This window comes from Streptomyces sp. NPDC040718 (genome assembly GCF_055593565.1).
In genome coordinates this window covers 219,666-236,849 of the sequence record NZ_JBVIXO010000002.1, presented here as the reverse complement: position 1 = coordinate 236,849, position 17,184 = coordinate 219,666, and the positions used below count along the sequence as shown (strand labels likewise).

The window sequence follows — 17,184 nt, the reverse complement described above, 5'->3', positions numbered from 1 at the left end:
TCCCGCCCTCCGGCTGGCGGCAGGTCATGTGACGCCTTCAAGGAACCGATGGAGTGCGTGCCGCAGGACGTCCGTCCGCTCCAGATGAACGTCGTGCCCCGTCCCGGCCACACTCAAGGCCACGGTCTCCGGCCGTCGCCGGAGCATCTCGTCGATCTCCGCAGGCGCGATGATGCCGGTCTGGCCGAGGACGGCCAGGGTCGGGCACGTCACGTTCGACCACTCGTCCCAGAAGGACCGCTGGGCGATCTCCGCCAGCGACTCGACCATCACGTCGCGGTCGAAGCGCGGCCACCAGCCGCCATCGCGTTCCACCAGGCCGGCCGCCCAGCCCTCGCCGACCGGGCCGCCGCCGAGGAATTCGACGGCGGCTTCCCGCGACGGGAACGGCCTGGGCCACGAATCGAGCCAACCCCCGATCTCCGCCTGCACCTGACGGTTTGGCCCACCCGGCCCCGCCTCCACCAGGACGAGCGCACGGAAGAGCCCGGGGTGCGCGGCAGCGGCGAGCATGGCGGTGTGGCCGCCCAGCGATTGGCCCACCAGGACGGGTTGTTGGAGGCCGAGCTGTTCGACCACGGCGACGGCGTCCGCAACGTACGCAGCCCGGGAGACGTCCGCCGGACGGCGCTCGCTGGCACCGTGGCCGCGCTGGTCGACAGCCACGACCCTGTAGCGGGGGCTCAGGTCTTGGGCGATGGAGTCCCATTCGCCGGCGTGGCCGGCCAGCCCGTGCAGCAGGACGACAGGTGCCCCTGATCCACCCCACTCACGGCAGGAAATGCGGACGTTCTCACGGACGACGGTCCGCTCTGACCAGGTCATACAGGGTCCTTCAGGCGTTCAACGGAGGAGTCCGGGTCGATATGTGCGGGCAGGCCGAAGAGGGGGAACAAGCGCTCGGTGTCGCGGAAGGCGTTGATGCCGGTGATGCGGTTGCCGGAGAATTCGATGACCTGGAGTGCCCAGGGTTCGTAACCCGTTCCGTCTGGGCTCGGCCGGTACTGGCCGAAGGCGGGGGTCCCGTTCGCCGTGGTCGGGATCAGACGGGAGCCGCAGCAGCCGACGGCGGGGCCGGTCAGCCACGCCTGGATGTCGGGGACGCCGCGCATCCACTTCGCGTACGGGGGCAGGCACAGGGTGGCGTCGACGTGGAGCAGCATGTTCAGCTCCTCCATGTCGTAGCGGGAGAAGGCCATTGCGTACCGCTCGGCCAGCATCCGGCGGACGGCGTCGGGGGGCCGGGTACCGGAGTCGTCGACGGGGCCACGGTGTGTGGCGAGTGTGGCTCGGGCCCGCTGCAGAGCGCTGTTGACCGAGGCGACGGTCGAGCTGTGCAGCTCGGCCACCTCGCGGGCCGAGAAGGCCAGCACGTCCCGGAGGATGAGCGTGGCTCGCCATCGTCTCCTGCACGGCGTCCTCGGCCTCGGCGTACGACCCCAGCATCCGGTAGCAGTACCCGGTCAGTTGTCCCCGGTACTCCTCAAGCCTGATCGTCGCCCCTGGTGCCACGGTGTCCCGCATGCTTCCCCCCCCCGGCCTCGTGCGGTCGGCTCCTCGCTAAGGCTGCGGCAACGATACGCACGACGAGGACCAGATCACTGACCCGCAGGTGAGGGTGGTGCGCCGCGTGTCCTCCGAACAGGGCATTCCTCCGCGATGGGCCCGCGGAGGGCACGGCGGGGCCGAAGAGGTCTGGACAACGACGAAGCCCCAGGTCGCCGACCTGGGGCTTCATAGAAGAGCGGATGACGGGAATCGAACCCGCGCTATAAGCTTGGGAATCAATGACGCTGCGGGTGTCGATATGGCTTCTGACCTGGGGATACGGTCGGCTGTAAGGCCTGCGTCGGGCGTCTGTCCGGACCTCTGTTGACCGCTGTTCGCCGCCCTGAAGGGCACGGATGGGGCACGCTCCTGCCTGGCGCCTCGGCGAGGCGGGGCAACCCGTGATTTTCGTCCGTCCGTGGGACCGGAGGGCGGAGGCCGGACTGCTGGGTTGCACGAGCAACGCGCTCACCGCAGGTGCCGGGCCGAGATGGCGAGGGCGGTGGCCGGCCGCCGCGTGTGTCAGCAGGTGCCTCGGGCGGTTTGGCGCGGTGCGTCAGAGGCCCTGATGGTCCGCCGTTGTTCTGTTCGCCGGCTTCCTGTTGGCCGTGGTGTTCGACTGCACGACCGGGCGTACGGCGGAATGCGGCAACGCATCGCGGCCGTTCGTGCGGTAGCGGCTCGCGCGCTTGCGGCCGGAAGAGCCCATGGCTCTGAGAGTGTTGACGTGGGCGGGCGCAAGACCATGACCGTGTACCGCGTGCCGCCTTCGTCGACCAGGAGAGAAGCATGACCACCAAGGACGTCGGGCCGGAACCTCAGAGTTTCGACCTTGAGAAGGCGACGCTCGAGAACGCGAACTATCGCGCGGTCGCCTGGTCTGGGAAGTACCTTCAGCTGACCCTCATGTCGATCCCGGTGGGTGAGGACATCGGCTTGGAGGCGCACCCGGAGACTGACCAGTTCCTACGGCTCGATGCGGGCCGGGGCCGCGTACAAATGGGCCGCACGAAGGATCGACTCGACTTCGACCGGGAGGTCGAGGATGGCTGGGCGGTCTTCGTGCCCGCCGGCACGTGGCACAACGTCACCAACATCGGTGAGGAGGCCCTGCAGCTCTACGCCGTGTACGCGCCGGTCCACCACGCGGCGGGCAAGATCCATGGGACAGCCGCCGACGCGGAGCGCGATGAGGACTCGGGCGATGACGAGCCGCCTAGCTGGTCGGTCCAGCCTGTCCAGCAGCCTTCGGACGAGCACGCCTGACCAGCGGGGGCGCCGTCGTGGCCGTACTTGGCGCGAGTGCCGACGTGCGCGGGACGATCGGCCTTCCTCCTTCGGGGTGCTCGCCTAGTGCACCATCGCCAACGCCTCCGCTTGGACGTTGACTCCGGCCGAGCGTCGGCCGGAGCGGATCATGCCGGTCGGGGCCCACTCGCCGGAGTGGGCCTGGGCGCGGGCGGTGTAGAGGGCGGCGGTGTACCCGGCGGGGCCGGAGCCGATGACGATGACGTCGCGTATGCCGTCACCGGCGGTGGTCCGCGGCATCGGTGTCAGCCCTGCTTCTTGGCGTCGATCTCGGCGATGAGGCCCTCGATGAGGCCCTTGATCTCGTCGCGGATGGGGCGGACGGCCTCGACGCCCTGGCCGGCCGGGTCCTCGAGCTGCCAGTCGAGGTAGGTCTTGCCGGGGAAGTACGGGCAGGCGTCGCCGCAGCCCATGGTGATGATGTAGTCGGAGGCCTGGGCGGCTTCCGGGGTGAGGACCTTCGGCTTCTGGTCGGAGATGTCGATGCCGAGCTCGGCCATGGCGGCGACGGCGGAGGGGTTGATCTGCTCGCCGGGCATGGAGCCGGCGGAGCGGACCTCGACGCGGTCGCCGGCGAGGTGGCGCAGGAACCCGGCCGCCATCTGGGAGCGGCCCGCGTTGTGGACGCAGACGAACAGGACGGAGGCGGCAGGAGCGGAGGACATCTGTTCTTCCTTGGAGTGATTCGACTGCGGGATCTGCGGGGGCTTCAGGGGGCGAGCTGGGTGAGGAGCTCGGTGATGTGTGCGTCGATGGCGTCGCGGATGTCGCACGATGTCGGCGGCCTCGACGACTTCCGAGGTCAAAGGCTTGGGGTAGGCGTCCGTGAGGTCCGCGCCCGCCTCGGTGAGGGCCTGTGCGATGTGCGGCTCGACCTCGTCGGCGGGGTGGGTACCCGCGGAGGAGACGGTGACGTGCTCGCCCGCCCGGTGTGCGAGGAGAGCTGCTGCCATCTGGGAGCGGCCGGCGTCAGCCCTTGTGTGTGGGCGAGGGCGCCCAGGCGGTCGGCGGTCAGCCGTTCCGCCAGCACGACGAGGTGCGTACGGATCCGTGCCTGCTCGGCGAGCCGGGTGCAGGAGTCGGCGAGCAGGCCCAGCACGGTTTCCGGCGCGAAGTGGCCGGCGTAGCGGGAGGCGAGACGGGCAGCCCCTGCGGCCAGGCGTTCGTCCGGGAGGAGGGGTGAGGAGGGCGTGGGCATGGCGATCCCGTTCAAAGGAGCCAATAAGGTCAGCTCAGGCTGGAGTCAGCCCCAGCTGATGTGACAGTATCAGCCCATGATGACGTCAGTCGACACTGATCTGATCCGGGTGCTGGCCGACCCGCTCAGGCTCCAGATCGTGACCCTGCTCGCGCGCGAGACGCTGTGCACCACCCACCTCGTGGAGGAGACGGGTGCCAAGCAGACGAACCTCTCCAACCACCTGAAGGTGCTCCGGGAGGCGGGGGTCGTGGAGACGGAGCCATGCGGGAGGTACATCTACTACCGCCTGCGCCCGGATGTCATCGAAGCCCTCGCCGGTCAGTTCGCCGACCTCGCCCGGACCGCGCGTGCCACCGCCGAAGCGAACCTCAAGCGGTCCTGCCCATAGCCTTCCGCGCTTTGCCTCACCTGCCCGAGGAGAACCCGTCTTGACCGCCACCGAGCCCGTCGGCACCGCCCCCGCGGCGGAGTCCGTCATGGCCGCCGACGTGCCCCAGCCCGCACCCGGCGCGACCCCGCCCCGCACCCCGCTGATCGCCCGCGCCGCCGCCGAGCTCGTCGGCACCGCGGCCCTGGTCGCGATTGTCGTCGGCTCCGGCATCCAGGCCACCGAGCTCACCCAGGACGTCGCCCTCCAGCTCCTGGCCAACTCCACCGCCACGGTCTTCGGCCTCGGCGTGCTCATCGCCCTCCTCGGGCCGGTCTCCGGCGCGCACTTCAACCCGGCCGTCACCCTGGCCGAGTGGTGGACCGCCCGCCGCGGCGGCGCCGGAGTCACAGCCCGCGAGCTCGCCGTCTACGTCCCCTCCCAGATCCTCGGCGCCATCGGGGGCGCGATCCTGGCGGACGCGATGTTCGGCGAGCCGCTGGTGAAGTGGTCGCAGCACGACCGCTCGGCCGGCAACCTCCTGCTCGGCGAGGTCGTGGCGACCGCCGGCCTGATCCTGCTGATCTTCGGACTGGCCCGCACCGACCGTCTGCGCTTCGCCCCCGTCGCGGTCGCGTCGTACATCGGCGCGGCGTACTGGTTCACCTCGTCCACGTCCTTCGCCAACCCGGCCGTCACCATCGGTCGCGCCTTCACCGACACCTTCGCGGGCATCGCCCCGGCCTCCGTGGCCGGGTTCATCGGCATGCAGCTGGTCGGTGCGATCATGGGCCTGGCGCTCGTGGCGGTCATCTTCATGCGCGGCAAGAGCGACACGGAGCAGCCCGCGGCATGACGCGCAGTGCGGATGTGGTCGTGATCGGCGGCGGCCAAGCAGGGCTCGCCGCCGGGTACCACCTGCGCCGTCTGGGCGTCGAGCACGTCATCCTCGACGCGCAGGCGGCACCCGGCGGGGCCTGGCAGCACACCTGGGACTCCCTCCGTCTGTTCTCCCCGGCGCAGTACTCCTCGCTGCCCGGGCGGCTGATGCCCGCCCAGCCCGGGCAGACGTACCCGGACGCGCGGCATGTCGTGGAGTACCTCGCCGACTACGAGAAGCGGTACGAGCTGCCGGTCGAGCGCGGGGTGTGGGTCGACGCCGTGCACCGCGACGGCACTTATCTGCGGGTGGAGAGTGAAGCGGGCGACTGGCGGGCCCGCACGGTCATCAGCGCGACAGGTACCTGGACCCGCCCGTTCATTCCCGCCGTCCCCGGTCGCCGTGAGTTCTCCGGACGCCAGCTCCACACGGTGCAGTACAAGAGCCCGGTCGAGTTCGCCGGCCGGCGGGTGATCGTGGTCGGCGGCGGCAACTCCGGCGCCCAGATCGCCGCCGACCTCGCCTCCGTGGCCGGAGTGACGTGGGCCACCCAGCGTCCGCCCCGCTACCTGGCCGACGACATCGACGGCCGCGCCCTCTTCGACGCGGCCACCGCCCGCCGCCAAGCGCTGGACGCCGGAAGCACCGACACCGGCGGCGTCGCCTCCCTCGGCGACATCGTGGCCGTGCCGCCCGTACGTGCCGCCCGCGACGCCGGACTCTTGCACGCGAAGCCGATGTTCACCCGGCTCACCGCCACGGGTGCCGAGTGGGCCGACGGCACCCTCGCGGAAGCGGACGCGGTCATCTGGTGCACCGGCTTCCGCCCCGCCCTCGCTCAGTTCGCCTCACTGCGCCTGCGCGGTACCCGCGGCCACATCGCGACCGTCGGCACCCGGGCCGTCGACGACCCGCGGCTGCACCTGCTCGGATACGGCGACTGGACGGGCCCCGCCTCGGCCACCCTCATCGGCGCCGGCCGTCCCGCCCGCGACGCCGCCCGCGAGATCGCATCCCTGCTGTCCTGACACCTGTCCGAGACCGCGCTCGCCGCGACCCGGCCCAGGACCTTGCCGTCGGCGGCGATGGCGACGAAGCGGTGCTCCGGCAGCTTGCCCGCCTCGAACAGCCGCCAGGTGGGGGCGGTGGTCTCGAAGGTGGCGTTGCCCTCGTCGATGGCTGCCTGGTAGATCGCCAGGACCTCATCCGCATGGGCTTCGGCCAGTGGCGCGATGGTGATGCTCATGCGGAGGCCGCGCGGGTCAGGAGCTGTCCCATGGCGGCGAGCACGGCGGGCTCCACCCGGTAGTACACCCAGGTGCCGCGCCGCTCGGAGGAGAGCAGGCCCGCGTCCTTGAGCTTCTTCAGGTGATGGGAGACCGTCGGCTGGGAGACGCCGACATCCGAGATGTCGCACACGCAGGCCTCGCCGCCCTCGTGGGAGGCGACGGCGGAGAACAGCCGCAGGCGTACAGGGTCGCCCAGGGCCTTGAACATGACGGCCGTCCGCTCGGCCTCCTCGGCAGTCAGCGGGCGCTCCGTCAGGGGCGGGCAGCACGCCGCCACGGCCTCCGGCTCCAGCAGCGGCAACACCTTCGTAGTCATGCCCCCATCATCCGAGAAACTTCGACGGATGTCTATGTTGACGAACGTCGATCCAGCTGTCACTCTGAGGGCGTCGGGACATCGACAGACGTCGAATCAACTGGGAGTCCGCCGTGAACGCATCCACCGAAGCCCTGCCCGTCGTCGTGATCGGCGCCGGCCCGATCGGTCTCGCGGCGGCGGCCCGCCTCATCGAGCGGGACATCGAGCCCCTGGTCCTGGAGGCCGGACCGGCCGCCGCGACAGCCGTGCGGGACTGGGCGCACGTACGGCTCTTCTCCACCTGGTCCGAGGTCGTCGACCCGGCAGCCGAGAAGCTCCTCGCACCGACCGGCTGGGTGAAGCCGGACGGTGCCACCTACCCGTCCGGCGGAGACTGGGCCGAGCTCTACATCCAGCCCCTGGCCGACACCCTCGGCGACCGCGTCCGCTACAACGCGACCGTCACCGGTGTCTCGCGCACCGGCCGCGACCGCATCGTCGACGCTGACCGCGAGACCCAGCCCTTCGTCGTTCACCTCACCAGCCCCGAGGGCCGCGAGGAGCGGATCTTTGCCCGCGCCGTCATCGACGCCTCCGGCACTTGGTCCACGCCCAGCCCGGCCGGCGGCAGCGGCCTGCACGCCATCGGGGAGAAGGGCGCGGCCGACCGCATCACGTACCGCGTCCCCGACCTCAAGGACCCCGCCGTCCGCACCCACTACGCCGGCAAGCGCACCGCCGTCATCGGCTCCGGCGCCTCCGCCTTCACCGCTCTGGCCTACCTCGCCGATCTTGCCAAGGCGGAGGACGGCGCCGGGACGCACGCGATCTGGATCCTCCGGCGCGGGATCAGCGGATCCACCTTCGGCGGCGGTACCGCCGACCAGCTGCCCGCCCGTGGGGCCCTCGGCCTCGCCGCCAAGGCCGCGGTAGACGGCGGGTACGCCGACGCGGTCACCGGCTTCCGCACCGACGCCATCGAGAAGACCGAAGACGGCCGCCTGGTCCTAGTGGGCGAGGACGGCCGCCGCCTGGATCCGGTCGACGAGGTCATCGTCCTCACCGGCTTCCGCCCCGACCTCACCTTCCTCGACGAGCTGCGCCTCGGCCTCGACGAGCGCCTCCAGGCCCCGGTCGAGCTGGCGCCGCTGATCGACCCCAACCAGCACTCCTGCGGCACCGTCTACCCGCACGGCGTGAACGAGCTCTCCCACCCGGAGAAGGACGTCTACCTCGCCGGCATGAAGTCCTACGGCCGCGCCCCCACCTTCCTCGCCATGACCGGCTACGAGCAGGTCCGCTCCATCGCCGCCGCCCTCGCCGGTGACCTCAAGGCCGCCGAGCGCGTGGAGTTGACCCTCCCCGAGACCGGAGTGTGCGGCGGCGCGGGCCTCTTCGACCAGCCCGAGGCCGCCGAAGAAACCGGCGGCGGCTGCTGCGCCGCCCCGGCCACCCTCACCATCGGCGCCCCCGCCTCCTCCGGCGGCTGCTGACCACCGTGCCCAACACCCAGGCCGGCGTGGCCGCGACCGGAACGGGGGTCCGGCCGCGCCCGCGAGCCGCCCTGCCCGCCCTGTGCGCCACCCAGATCACCAGCTGGGGAATCCTCTACTGCCCTTCCCCGTTCTGGGCTCCCGGATCACTGCCAGAGGGCCAGGGCGAGCGCGGCTCACCAGGCGCATCGTCACCACCGACGACACCATTGGCGCCGCCCCTCGATGCGGGCTGCTCGTCCGCGTAGTTCCTGTGTTTCCGGGACACCGCCGTCGAGAGCTTCCTCGAAGGGGGTCGAGGCGGGCATCTCGGCGGCAGCCTGGGCGGCCTGGTCCGACCTCGCATAGTCGCAGGTCGTGATCTATTCCGGGGTTCCTTCGGCGAGTACTGCAGGGACTCTTGGGAGGGCCCGGCGGGGATCTCCGGCTGCCGGGCTCGCCGCGGGTCGGGAGACCGGTTTGATGTGGGCGAACATGCTGCGGGCGTTCCAGGTCGGGAAGGCCCGTACGAGGCCGGAGGGACCGTGGAGCCGGATGCGTTGGTCGCCCGTGGCCTCGGACCAAGTGAGCTGGCCGGCATGCCATTTGACGAAGGCTTCGGATTCCGCCGTGATGTAGAGGTCCTCGTCGACTCCGGGGTACGTCTTGCAGATCTCGGTGTCCCCGTGCTCGATCAGCAGCCAGTACCGCTCGTCGCGCCGGGGGCCGGTGAAGTCGAAGCGGATGACGAGGCGCCGGTCCGGGAGGCGGTCTCGGCGCAGCGCGTTGCACATCGACCACAGGGCCACGAAGGGATCCAGGTGCTCGGGGGCGATCTCCAGCCAGCGGGCGCCCCACTCGCCGAGCGATCCGCAGACCTTGAAGAGGTCGAGACCCGCGGGCGTGAGCGTGTAGTGGTGCCCGTGTCCCTCGGGCTTGGGCGCCGATGCGACGATCCCGAGTCGTTCGAGTTGCTTGAGCCGCTGTGAGAGCAGGGTGCGGGAGAGCCCGGGCGCGCCTTCCAGGATCTCGCTGAAGCTTCCGCAGCCCAGGTAGAGGTTGCGGACGATCAGCGGTGTCCAGCGCTCGGCGAAGATCTCGGCACCGCGGGCGATCGGACAGTACTGGCCGTAACTCCGCACCAGACCAGTGTCGCGCCGCTGCCTGCGGGTGTGAAGTCCAGATTCTTGACTTCCCGGCCACGGCCCGCAGTGGTGCGATGGAGGCCTCGGGACTGTAGGACCGTTGACCGGCCGGCAGGCAGGTTGGCCACCTGAGCGAGGAGGCGACCGCGATGAAGATCGACGGGTTCCGGGGCCGGCTGATCAGTGTCGGCCACGCCGACTTCGACACCGCCCGGGCCGTGTGGAACGGCGCTGTCGACCGTCACCCCCGGCTGATCGCCCGATGCGGCGAAACCGCCGACGTGGCCGCGGCCGTGCGCTTCGCGCGCGAGCGCGACCTGGAGATCGCGGTACGGGGCGGTGGGCACAATGTGGCCGGCACCGCGGTGTGCGACGACGGCATCGTCATCGACCTGTCGCAGATGCGTGCCGTGGCGGTCGACCCCGTCGGCCGCACGGCACGGGTGCGGGGCGGCGCGCTGTGGGGCGACGTCGACCACGCGACGCAGGCCCACGGTCTGGCCACCACCGGTGGCATCGTGAGTCACACCGGTGTCGCCGGGCTCACCCTCGGCGGCGGCCTCGGCTTCCTCATGCGCAGGTACGGGCTCGCCGTCGACAACCTCCTGGCCGCGGAGGTGGTGACAGCCGACGGCGGCGTCGTCCGGGCGGCCGCCGACGAGCACCCCGACCTGTTCTGGGCCCTGCGAGGCGGCGGCGGCAACTTCGGTGCCGTCACCTCGTTCCGGTTCGCCCTGCATCCCCTCGGCCCGACGGTGCTGGCCGGGCCCGTCTTCTGGGCGGCCGAGGACACCGTGGACGTACTGCGCTTCTACCGGGACTTCGCCGCCGAGGCGCCCGAGGAACTAGGCACGGTGGTCAGGCTCGGCACCGTACCCCCGCTGCCCGCCATCCCAGAAGGCCTGCACGGGCTTCAGGCCGTCGCCGTCGCCTGCTGCTACTCCGGCGCCGTCGAGGACGGCGAGCGCGCGGTGCGGGCCCTGCGCCGGTTCCGTACACCTCTCGTGGACCTCCCGGGGCCCACGCCGTACGCCGCCTTCCAGAGCGGCCTCGACGACACCGTCCGCCACGGCTGGCACTACTACTGGAAGTCCGCGAACCTCACCGGCCTCTCCGACGCCACCATCGACGTCATCGCCGAGCAGGCCTACGGTGCCCGCTCGCCCCGTTCCTACACGGCGATGTTCCACATGGGCGGCGCCGTGGCCCGGGTCCCGCACGACGCCACCGCCTACGCGGGCCGCGACGTGGCCCACAACATCGTCATCGACGGCGTGTGGCTCCCCGACGAGGCCGGAGAGCACGCCGCGACCGAGACCGCCTGGGCACGGCGGTTCCTCCAAGCCCTCCAACCGCACCGCGGCGCCGGCGTCTACGTCAACTTCCTCGACTCCGACGACGACCCCAGCCGCGTCCGTGAGGCCTACGGCGAACGGACCTACCGGCGACTCGCGGAGGTCAAGGCCAAGTACGACCCCGACAACGCCTTCCACCACAACAAGAACATCCGCCCCGACTGACGGTCGCCCGCCCTCAGAGGTCCGGCAACAAACAAGGCCCCGGTCGTTGACCTGGGCCTTTGCGGGGAGTCCGTCAACGGGACCCCAGGTACGCGCGTGCCGCGGGAGCAGGCGCCTCCGGTCGGGACGGCCTCCGGCCCGGTCCGCGAACAGGTCCGGCGTGTGACCGGTCGCGCCCAGGGCGATCCCACTGGAGCCGGACGTCGTCGGGCGGGCAGGTTGACCGGGACGCCCTTCCCTGGGCTTCCGTACCGACCGTGCTCCGGCGGGCCCCGAAGGCGGGTCTGGTCTAGCGTGGAAGGGGGCGAAACCGCATCGCGACGAGGGGTGGACCAGGCTCCTGGTCCACCGGACTCATGAGCCGGGAGGGCGGTGCCGACCGACGGGCAGGTGGGGCCATGAGCAGTGCAGCCAGTGCGACCGGCACCGACACCGGCACCCGTGACCACGACGTGATCGTCGTCGGTGGACGCTGCGCCGGGGCGCCGACCGCGATGCTTCTCGCCCGCCTCGGACACAGGGTCCTCCTGGTCGACCGGGCGACGTTTCCGAGCGACACGATCTCCACCCATCTGATCCACCCGCCGGGCCTCGCCGCGCTGGAGCGTTGGGGGTTGCTGGATCGGGTGGTCGAGACCGGTTGCCCGCCCATCGACACCTACGCGTTCGACCTCGGCCCCTTCACCATCGTGGGTTCGCCGGCCGGAGAGGGCTTCGACGCCTCGTACGCACCACGACGCACCGTCCTGGACGAGATCCTCATCGACGCTGCGGCGGAGTCCGGTGCCGAGGTGCGCCAGGGGTTCACCGTCGAGGAGATCTTGACCGACGGGGACACGGTGACCGGCATCAAGGGCCACGGCAGGGACGGGAGGACCGTCACCGAGTACGCCCGGTTCGTCGTGGGAGCGGACGGACTCCACTCGTCGGTCGCGAAGGCCGTGGGCGCCGTCGGGTACGCGGAGAAACCGAAGATCAACGCCTATTACTACACCTACTGGTCCGGGCTTCCGATGGGCGGGACGTTCGAGGCGTACGACCGCGGGGACCGGGCCTTCGCCGCCTGGCCCACCAACGACGATCTGACACTGCTCATCTGCGCCTGGCCGATGCGTGACTTCGAGGCCAACCGCGCGGACATCGAAGGCAATTACCTTGCGACCCTGGCCCTGGCGCCGGCCTTCGCCGAGCGGGTCTCGGCCGCCACCCGGGCCGAGCGCTTCCTGGGCATGGCCATCCCCAACTACTTCCGCAAGCCCTACGGCCCGGGCTGGGTGCTGGTCGGCGATGCCGGATACCTGAAGGACCCCATCACCGCCCAGGGCATCCAGGACGCCTTCCGGGATGCGGAGCGGTGCGCCCGGGCACTGGACGACACGCTCGACGGACGGCAGCCCTTCGACGAAGCCATGCGGGCGACCCAGGAGGGCAGGGATGCCCAGGTCATGAGCATGTACGAATTCACGGCGGAGTTCGCAACGTTGGAGCCGCCGCCTCCCGAGATGGAGCAGCTGCTCCTCGCGGTGTCCCAGAGCCCGTCGGCGCAGGACGAGTTCGCCAGGGTGACGGCTGGAGTGACGCCGCCCGAGGTGTTTTTCGGACACATGGAGGAACGGATGAGGAACGGATGAGCGGCCATCCGGGGAACGCGGCCTGACCGCCTTGACCGGTATGGCGCGTCGTCATCGGCGGATCTGGCACGGGAGGCGTAGAGAGATCGAGATCTGCCCCCCCTGATGGTGGCTTCCCGGGCAGGACAGTCCTACCTTGGAAAGACACCTCTGGAGTGCGCCATGCTCGTCATCCTCGGACTCATCCTCCTGATCGCCGCTCTGGTCGTCGGTGTGGCCGGCGTCGTTACCAACGACGGCAGCGCCCACGAGCTGACCGGCGGATTCTCCGTATTCGACTACGAGGTCACCGGCTCCACCGGCACCCTCTTCCTCTACGGCATCATCGTGGGAGCCGTGGCCCTGCTCGGGCTGAGCCTCCTCCTGGCCGGTGCCCGCCGCCGTACCTCTCACCGCGTCCGTGACGCACGCCCCGGACGCACCACGCACCGCGAGACGGCCGCTGCCGACCAGGGGCGCGAAGACGTCGTCGACCAGCGCGGCATCGCCCGCCCGCCCGCGACGGGTGCGCGAGAGCCCAACCCGGACGGCGAGCACCGCAGGGGGCTCAACCCGTTCAAGCACCGATCGGAGCCCCGGTAGGCCGCCACGTACCGGCGCACGACTTACGAAGGGTGGCCAGCGATGGGTATCGGCAAGAAGATCGCGCACAAGGCCGAGGCGGTCAAGGGCGGCGCCAAGAAGACCGTCGGCCGTGTCACCGGTAGCTGGCACCTGCGGGCTGAAGGCCGCGGTGACCAGATCAAGGGCAACGCCAAGCAGGCCGGGGCGAAGATCAAGGACGCCTTCAAGCACTGACCACTGCGCCCGCCCTGCCGCCTCACGGCAGGGCCCCGGAGGTGCCACGTATGGCCATCAGGAAAGGCAGCGTCTCCCAGGCCAGGTCCCAGGGGCGGCGTATGTCCAACAGTCGCGCCATGGAGGTCCTGTCCAGGGTTGGGCTCTGTGCGCGGGGCGTGATCTACGTACTGGTGGGGCTGCTGGCCGTGCAGATGGGTTTCGGCGGTGACAGTGGCAAGGAGGCCGACCGGTCCGGTGCGGTGCGGATCATCGGGGAGCAGCCGTTCGGCCGGGTGCTGCTGTGGGCGCTGGTGGTGGGGCTGGCGGCTATGGCGCTGTGGCGGCTGTCCGAGGCCGCGTTCGGACAGGCGGTGTCGGGCGGTGACAAGTGGACCCGGCGCCTGGGCTCTATGGGGTTGGCGGTCTTCTACGCCGTGATCTGTATCGGGGTGGTGCAGACCGCGCTGGTCGGCGGGTCCGCCGGGGGTCGTGCCGGCGATGAGACGTCGAAGGACTACACCGCGAGGGTGCTGACCTGGCCCTTCGGGCGGGTGCTCGTCGGTGTGGTCGGAGCCGTCCTGGTCATCGTCGGCGTGGTGATCGTGGTCCGGAGCCTGATGCGGAAATTCGAGGAGAATCTCCGGACGGGCGAGATGAGCCCGGCGACGCGGAGGGTCGTCGCGGGGCTGGGCATCGTCGGCGGCGTGGCGACCGGTGTGGTCGCGGTGGTGGCCGGGCTGTTCGTCGTGCTGGCCGCGGTGCGGTTCGATCCCGGCGAAGCCAAGGGCATGGACGAGACGCTGCGTTCGTTCGCCACCACACCCGCCGGGCCCGTGCTGCTGATCGCCGCGGCGGTGGGCCTCCTGCTGTTCGGCCTCTACTCGTTCTGCGAAGCCCGCTGGCGCAAAGCCCCTGAGCACGGCGCCTCGGCGGAGCAGCCGACGGGGGCCCCGGGCTCGGAGACGCGCCCAGGTGTGCCCTAGCGAGGGCATCTCGTCCGATGCCGTGGGCCGCTTGTCTCCGTTCGGGCGCTTGCGCAGCGCGATCAGACGCTCGCGGGCCGGGCGTAGGTGGGGGCGGGGCAGCGATGTCGACCTGTGGCAGCTTTCGTTGGGTTTCGCGGCGCTCGGGTTCCTGACGCTGGTGCCGCTGTTGATCGTGGTGTCCGCGGCCGATCCGGCGAGCGGACGGGGGTTCGCGCAGTGGCTGGGAGACGGGCTCGGCGTCTCGACGGCCGCCAGAGGGGAGATCGAGCGGTTGTTCGCCCTGCCGGGCCAGGCGTGGCGGACCACGACGGCGTTCGGCCTCGCCGTGCTCGCCGTATTCGGTCTGTCGTTCGGGGCGGTGGTGCAGAGCGGCTACGAGAAGATCTGGGACCTGCCCCCGGCCCGCTGGTGGGCCAGGTGGCGGCACGTGATGTGGCTCGCCGTCCTCATCGGAGTCCTCTTCCTGTCCGCGATCACACCCCTGTGGCGGGATTCCACGGCCCGCGGGGTGGTCACGGTGGTGAGCGGCACCCTGTTCTTCTGGTGGTCCCAGCGCCTCCTGCTCGGCGGCCGCATCGCCTGGGCCACCCTGCTGCCCGGGGCGGTCGCCACCATGCTCGGGCTGCTCGGCCTCAGGCTCTTCTCCCGGCTCGTGTTCTCACCGCTGATCGCATCCAGCGCCGTCAGCTACGGCCCGTTCGGAACCGTCCTGGTCATCCAGTCCTGGCTGGTCGGCGTGGGCGTCGTCGTGTTCGGCGGGGCGCTGGCCGGCCGACTGCTCCACGACGAGCTCCCCCGCCTGTCACGGGCGCTGAAACGCCGGGGGTGAGGCTCGGATCTACCGCATTCTTCGTCCACCTCACCGGGCCGTGCAGCGACAGGTGTCGCCACTCTCAACGCATCCGGCTGCCCCGCGTCACACCGCTTGGTCTGATTGGGTGTGCAGGCGGCTGTTGGGGCCGTCATGGTCGCCGGCGCTCTCGTCGTTGAACCAGTAGTCACCGGCCGCCAGGTGCCGGAAGGAGTGGGTGCTCTCGCTGGGCAGCTCGACCGTGACGGCCCGTTTCCCGTCCTTGCGCGAGCGCAGGGTGTGAACGCCGGGCTGCCAGTCGTTGAAGTCGCCCACCACGCTGACCGGCCCGGGCGGGGTGTCGGCGGGAAGGATGAAGGTGACCTCGGTGGGTCCTCGCGCAGCGTGCGCTCCAGCATCGGAATCGGCTGCCCGGGGGCGGGCGGGGTTGCCCCCTCATCCTCGCCACCGGACCCCCAGCCCGCATTCCGGCACCTCGTACCAGGCCGTAGACATCACCCTCCCGCCACGATCCGTAGCCGAAATGGCGCGAACCGTGATGCGTCGTGCCAGCGTGGCGGGGAGGGAATCCGAACGCCGCCGCGAAGAGGACCCGCTGCGCGGCGACGAGCTCTGAAAAGGCATCGTCCACGAAGCCAGAGCCCGGCCGGGCTCTGCACTGCCCCGCCTCACCTCTCGGTGCACTCGCTGGGCGAGCCTGTCCCCGATGCTGGCCCTTGTGGTTTCCCTGTACGTCCCGCTCTGGGTCCACTGGCGAGGTGCGGTCCAGGTCCTCCTGCGGTACCCACGGAGTATGACTCTGCAGCACCCTTCCGAACGGGGAAGCAAAGGGCGAGGCCCGTTCGAACGCCTCGCGGAGCGAGCGTCGAATCTGACGAGCTCCCCTGTGTTCTTTTCGTTCTGTCTGCTGCTCGTCGGAGCCTTCATCGGGGTCCATGCAGCGGGTTTGCCACTGAGCTGGCAGCTTCTTGTCGGAGACAGCATGGTGTCGGTGACTCTGCTGCTGTTGGCCCTCCTCAAGAATGCCGAGCGGCGGGCGGACCGTGCCATCCAGCGCAAACTCGACGCGATTGCGCTGGCGCTGCTGGAGGAACGCCGACGTACCACCGGTGAGGTATTCGACTCACTTGAGGAGGCTATTGGTATGGAGGAGGACTCCTGAGATACGCCGTGATGCGGACGCGTACGTGACCGCCGCAAGAATCCGCGAGCGCGGCGCCACCGTGGCGGTCGGTCCGCTCTCCTTCGGCACGGAACGCTCGGTGCTGGCCACTGACCCCGGCGACGTACCGGCACCTCGGCGAGGTCTCCGAGGGCACCGAATATCAGGTGACGTTCCGTACGACCGCCGACCGGCAACCGCCCTTACGACTCGCCGGAGGTCATCGCGTTCGCAATCGACGCCGGCCGCACCGAGTACCTGGACTGGATCGCCCGGGACAGTTCAGCGGCGGGCGGCTGAGAGTCGTCCGTCGAAGGTGATGTCGAAGGCGTTGAGGGCGGCCTTCCGGCGCTGGGTCGTTCGCGGAACTCCAGGAACCGCTCGGTGGCGGCTTCCTCGGTCGCCGCGGTGTAGACGGGCTTCAGCGCTTTCGAGATCTTGTCCCAGTCCTGCCGGGCCGCGTATCGGAACGAGGCCGGCAGCAGGTGGACCACGCATGTTTGCGTGATGGCCTGGGGCCAGACCGTCTCGATGGCGTCCGGGAGGCCCTTCAGCCCGTCGCAGACGAGCATGCAGATATCGGACACGCCCCTGTTTTTTGACGGGAATCGAACCCGCGCTATAAGCTTGGGAATCTATGCCGCGCAAGACATTCGTATGACGTCTGACCTGCGCAGATAGCCCGCCAAACACCCTTTCGCGAGGGGCTGCCCGTACCCGTATTGACCGCTGTTAACCGCTCGGAAGGGCACGGATAGGGCACGGGCCGGCCGCACGGAGAGCGGC

Annotated in this window: 19 protein-coding genes and 8 pseudogenes; 16 read left to right on the top strand and 11 right to left on the bottom strand. The window is 70.4% G+C overall.

What is annotated here, in order from left to right; all coding sequences use genetic code 11:
• Positions 1–24 precede the first annotated feature (24 nt).
• Complete coding sequence (locus ACZ597_RS06420; RefSeq protein WP_471325721.1) at positions 25–825, bottom strand: alpha/beta fold hydrolase; 801 nt, start codon at positions 823–825, stop codon at positions 25–27.
• A pseudogene (locus ACZ597_RS06415) lies at positions 822–1,397 on the bottom strand (sigma factor-like helix-turn-helix DNA-binding protein); the annotation flags it as partial. The pseudogene ACZ597_RS06415 and the gene ACZ597_RS06420, both read right to left, overlap by 4 nt.
• Before the next feature lie 940 nt (positions 1,398–2,337).
• Here ACZ597_RS06415 and ACZ597_RS06410 point away from each other — a divergent pair.
• A complete protein-coding gene (locus tag ACZ597_RS06410) occupies positions 2,338–2,814 on the top strand; it encodes a cupin domain-containing protein (protein WP_471325718.1) in 477 nt (158 codons plus the stop codon).
• Positions 2,815–2,822: 8 nt separating this feature from the next.
• A pseudogene (locus ACZ597_RS06405) lies at positions 2,823–2,974 on the top strand (amino acid permease); the annotation flags it as partial.
• Here the strand turns inward: ACZ597_RS06405 and ACZ597_RS06400 are convergent.
• The 4 genes and pseudogenes from ACZ597_RS06400 to ACZ597_RS06385 form a co-directional block, all read right to left on the bottom strand.
• Positions 2,899–3,096 (bottom strand): hypothetical protein, encoded by a 198-nt coding sequence (locus tag ACZ597_RS06400; protein WP_471326822.1) that lies wholly within the window; start codon positions 3,094–3,096, stop codon positions 2,899–2,901. The pseudogene ACZ597_RS06405 and the gene ACZ597_RS06400 sit on opposite strands and share 76 nt — an antisense overlap.
• Before the next feature lie 5 nt (positions 3,097–3,101).
• The gene (locus tag ACZ597_RS06395; RefSeq protein ID WP_471326769.1) at positions 3,102–3,521 is read right to left on the bottom strand and encodes an arsenate reductase ArsC; all 420 of its coding nucleotides are present in this window, start codon (positions 3,519–3,521) and stop codon (positions 3,102–3,104) included.
• 165 nt (positions 3,522–3,686) lie between these two features.
• Positions 3,687–3,809, bottom strand: a pseudogene (locus ACZ597_RS06390) (arsenate reductase ArsC); the annotation flags it as partial.
• A gap of 92 nt (positions 3,810–3,901) precedes the next feature.
• A pseudogene (locus tag ACZ597_RS06385) lies at positions 3,902–4,054 on the bottom strand (arsenate reductase ArsC); the annotation flags it as partial.
• A gap of 76 nt (positions 4,055–4,130) precedes the next feature.
• On the opposite strand from ACZ597_RS06385, the gene ACZ597_RS06380 reads away from it, so the two are divergent.
• Genes ACZ597_RS06380 through ACZ597_RS06370 form a run of 3 tightly spaced genes read left to right on the top strand, consistent with a single transcriptional unit; the run spans position 4,131 to position 6,332 of the window.
• Complete coding sequence (locus tag ACZ597_RS06380; RefSeq protein WP_471325715.1) at positions 4,131–4,445, top strand: ArsR/SmtB family transcription factor; 315 nt, start codon at positions 4,131–4,133, stop codon at positions 4,443–4,445.
• Between the two features lie 40 nt (positions 4,446–4,485).
• Positions 4,486–5,280 (top strand): aquaporin, encoded by a 795-nt coding sequence (locus ACZ597_RS06375; RefSeq protein WP_471325712.1) that lies wholly within the window; start codon positions 4,486–4,488, stop codon positions 5,278–5,280.
• On the top strand, positions 5,277–6,332 hold the full coding sequence (locus ACZ597_RS06370; RefSeq protein ID WP_471325709.1) for an ArsO family NAD(P)H-dependent flavin-containing monooxygenase: 1,056 nt from the start codon (positions 5,277–5,279) through the stop codon (positions 6,330–6,332). The genes ACZ597_RS06375 and ACZ597_RS06370 overlap by 4 nt, the downstream gene beginning before the upstream one ends.
• Here the strand turns inward: ACZ597_RS06370 and ACZ597_RS06365 are convergent.
• A pseudogene (locus tag ACZ597_RS06365) lies at positions 6,332–6,550 on the bottom strand (GNAT family N-acetyltransferase); the annotation flags it as partial. The gene ACZ597_RS06370 and the pseudogene ACZ597_RS06365 sit on opposite strands and share 1 nt — an antisense overlap.
• A complete protein-coding gene (locus tag ACZ597_RS06360) occupies positions 6,547–6,909 on the bottom strand; it encodes an ArsR/SmtB family transcription factor (RefSeq protein ID WP_393784781.1) in 363 nt (120 codons plus the stop codon). The gene ACZ597_RS06360 and the pseudogene ACZ597_RS06365, both read right to left, overlap by 4 nt.
• 113 nt (positions 6,910–7,022) lie before the next feature.
• Here ACZ597_RS06360 and ACZ597_RS06355 point away from each other — a divergent pair, with 113 nt between their 5' ends.
• Both ACZ597_RS06355 and ACZ597_RS06350 read left to right on the top strand, forming a co-directional pair.
• The gene (locus tag ACZ597_RS06355) at positions 7,023–8,384 is read left to right on the top strand and encodes an NAD(P)-binding domain-containing protein (RefSeq protein WP_471325706.1); all 1,362 of its coding nucleotides are present in this window, start codon (positions 7,023–7,025) and stop codon (positions 8,382–8,384) included.
• Between the two features lie 5 nt (positions 8,385–8,389).
• A pseudogene (locus ACZ597_RS06350) lies at positions 8,390–8,535 on the top strand (MFS transporter); the annotation flags it as partial.
• Between the two features lie 211 nt (positions 8,536–8,746).
• Here the strand turns inward: ACZ597_RS06350 and ACZ597_RS06345 are convergent.
• On the bottom strand, positions 8,747–9,505 hold the full coding sequence (locus ACZ597_RS06345) for a winged helix-turn-helix transcriptional regulator (protein WP_471325703.1): 759 nt from the start codon (positions 9,503–9,505) through the stop codon (positions 8,747–8,749).
• A gap of 152 nt (positions 9,506–9,657) precedes the next feature.
• On the opposite strand from ACZ597_RS06345, the gene ACZ597_RS06340 reads away from it, so the two are divergent.
• The 6 genes from ACZ597_RS06340 (at position 9,658) to ACZ597_RS06315 (ending at position 15,254) form a co-directional block, all read left to right on the top strand.
• Positions 9,658–11,028: an FAD-binding oxidoreductase gene (locus tag ACZ597_RS06340; RefSeq protein WP_471325701.1), complete on the top strand. Its 1,371-nt coding sequence runs from the start codon at positions 9,658–9,660 to the stop codon at positions 11,026–11,028.
• 398 nt (positions 11,029–11,426) lie between these two features.
• Positions 11,427–12,659 carry an NAD(P)/FAD-dependent oxidoreductase gene (locus tag ACZ597_RS06335; RefSeq protein WP_471325698.1) on the top strand — a complete coding sequence of 411 codons (1,233 nt, stop codon included), beginning with the start codon at positions 11,427–11,429 and terminating at the stop codon, positions 12,657–12,659.
• 162 nt (positions 12,660–12,821) lie between these two features.
• Positions 12,822–13,241 carry a hypothetical protein gene (locus tag ACZ597_RS06330; RefSeq protein WP_471325696.1) on the top strand — a complete coding sequence of 140 codons (420 nt, stop codon included), beginning with the start codon at positions 12,822–12,824 and terminating at the stop codon, positions 13,239–13,241.
• Positions 13,242–13,283: 42 nt separating this feature from the next.
• Positions 13,284–13,457, top strand: a complete 174-nt coding sequence (locus ACZ597_RS06325; RefSeq protein ID WP_471325694.1) for a CsbD family protein — start codon at positions 13,284–13,286, stop codon at positions 13,455–13,457.
• A gap of 119 nt (positions 13,458–13,576) precedes the next feature.
• On the top strand, positions 13,577–14,422 hold the full coding sequence (locus ACZ597_RS06320) for a DUF1206 domain-containing protein (RefSeq protein ID WP_471325691.1): 846 nt from the start codon (positions 13,577–13,579) through the stop codon (positions 14,420–14,422).
• Between the two features lie 49 nt (positions 14,423–14,471).
• Positions 14,472–15,254, top strand: coding sequence for a ribonuclease BN (locus tag ACZ597_RS06315; protein ID WP_471325688.1), 783 nt, complete (start codon positions 14,472–14,474; stop codon positions 15,252–15,254).
• A gap of 87 nt (positions 15,255–15,341) precedes the next feature.
• On the opposite strand, the gene ACZ597_RS06310 is transcribed toward ACZ597_RS06315, so the two are convergent.
• Positions 15,342–15,551: an early set domain-containing protein gene (locus tag ACZ597_RS06310; protein ID WP_471325685.1), complete on the bottom strand. Its 210-nt coding sequence runs from the start codon at positions 15,549–15,551 to the stop codon at positions 15,342–15,344.
• Between the two features lie 478 nt (positions 15,552–16,029).
• Between ACZ597_RS06310 and ACZ597_RS06305 the strand changes: the two genes are divergently transcribed.
• From ACZ597_RS06305 to ACZ597_RS06295, 3 genes and pseudogenes are all read left to right on the top strand, one after another.
• Positions 16,030–16,398, top strand: coding sequence for a low affinity iron permease family protein (locus ACZ597_RS06305; RefSeq protein ID WP_471325683.1), 369 nt, complete (start codon positions 16,030–16,032; stop codon positions 16,396–16,398).
• Between the two features lie 16 nt (positions 16,399–16,414).
• Positions 16,415–16,513 (top strand): annotated as a pseudogene (locus ACZ597_RS06300) (VOC family protein); the annotation flags it as partial.
• 107 nt (positions 16,514–16,620) lie between these two features.
• A complete protein-coding gene (locus tag ACZ597_RS06295; protein ID WP_471326766.1) occupies positions 16,621–16,698 on the top strand; it encodes a hypothetical protein in 78 nt (25 codons plus the stop codon).
• Between the two features lie 59 nt (positions 16,699–16,757).
• On the opposite strand, the pseudogene ACZ597_RS06290 reads toward ACZ597_RS06295, so the two are convergent.
• A pseudogene (locus ACZ597_RS06290) lies at positions 16,758–16,997 on the bottom strand (transposase); the annotation flags it as partial.
• Positions 16,998–17,184: the final 187 nt, after the last annotated feature.

Bases quoted from the DNA above. Each gene is read 5' to 3' on its own strand.
- ACZ597_RS06420 (WP_471325721.1), bottom strand. From the start codon at position 825: ATGACCTGGTCAGAGCGGACCGTCGTCCGTGAGAACGTCCGCATTTCC.
- ACZ597_RS06410 (WP_471325718.1), top strand. From the start codon at position 2,338: ATGACCACCAAGGACGTCGGGCCGGAACCTCAGAGTTTCGACCTTGAG.
- ACZ597_RS06400 (WP_471326822.1), bottom strand. From the start codon at position 3,096: ATGCCGCGGACCACCGCCGGTGACGGCATACGCGACGTCATCGTCATC.
- ACZ597_RS06395 (WP_471326769.1), bottom strand. From the start codon at position 3,521: ATGTCCTCCGCTCCTGCCGCCTCCGTCCTGTTCGTCTGCGTCCACAAC.
- ACZ597_RS06380 (WP_471325715.1), top strand. From the start codon at position 4,131: ATGATGACGTCAGTCGACACTGATCTGATCCGGGTGCTGGCCGACCCG.
- ACZ597_RS06370 (WP_471325709.1), top strand. From the start codon at position 5,277: ATGACGCGCAGTGCGGATGTGGTCGTGATCGGCGGCGGCCAAGCAGGG.
- ACZ597_RS06360 (WP_393784781.1), bottom strand. From the start codon at position 6,909: ATGACTACGAAGGTGTTGCCGCTGCTGGAGCCGGAGGCCGTGGCGGCG.
- ACZ597_RS06340 (WP_471325701.1), top strand. From the start codon at position 9,658: ATGAAGATCGACGGGTTCCGGGGCCGGCTGATCAGTGTCGGCCACGCC.
- ACZ597_RS06335 (WP_471325698.1), top strand. From the start codon at position 11,427: ATGAGCAGTGCAGCCAGTGCGACCGGCACCGACACCGGCACCCGTGAC.
- ACZ597_RS06330 (WP_471325696.1), top strand. From the start codon at position 12,822: ATGCTCGTCATCCTCGGACTCATCCTCCTGATCGCCGCTCTGGTCGTC.
- ACZ597_RS06325 (WP_471325694.1), top strand. From the start codon at position 13,284: ATGGGTATCGGCAAGAAGATCGCGCACAAGGCCGAGGCGGTCAAGGGC.
- ACZ597_RS06320 (WP_471325691.1), top strand. From the start codon at position 13,577: ATGGAGGTCCTGTCCAGGGTTGGGCTCTGTGCGCGGGGCGTGATCTAC.
- ACZ597_RS06305 (WP_471325683.1), top strand. From the start codon at position 16,030: ATGACTCTGCAGCACCCTTCCGAACGGGGAAGCAAAGGGCGAGGCCCG.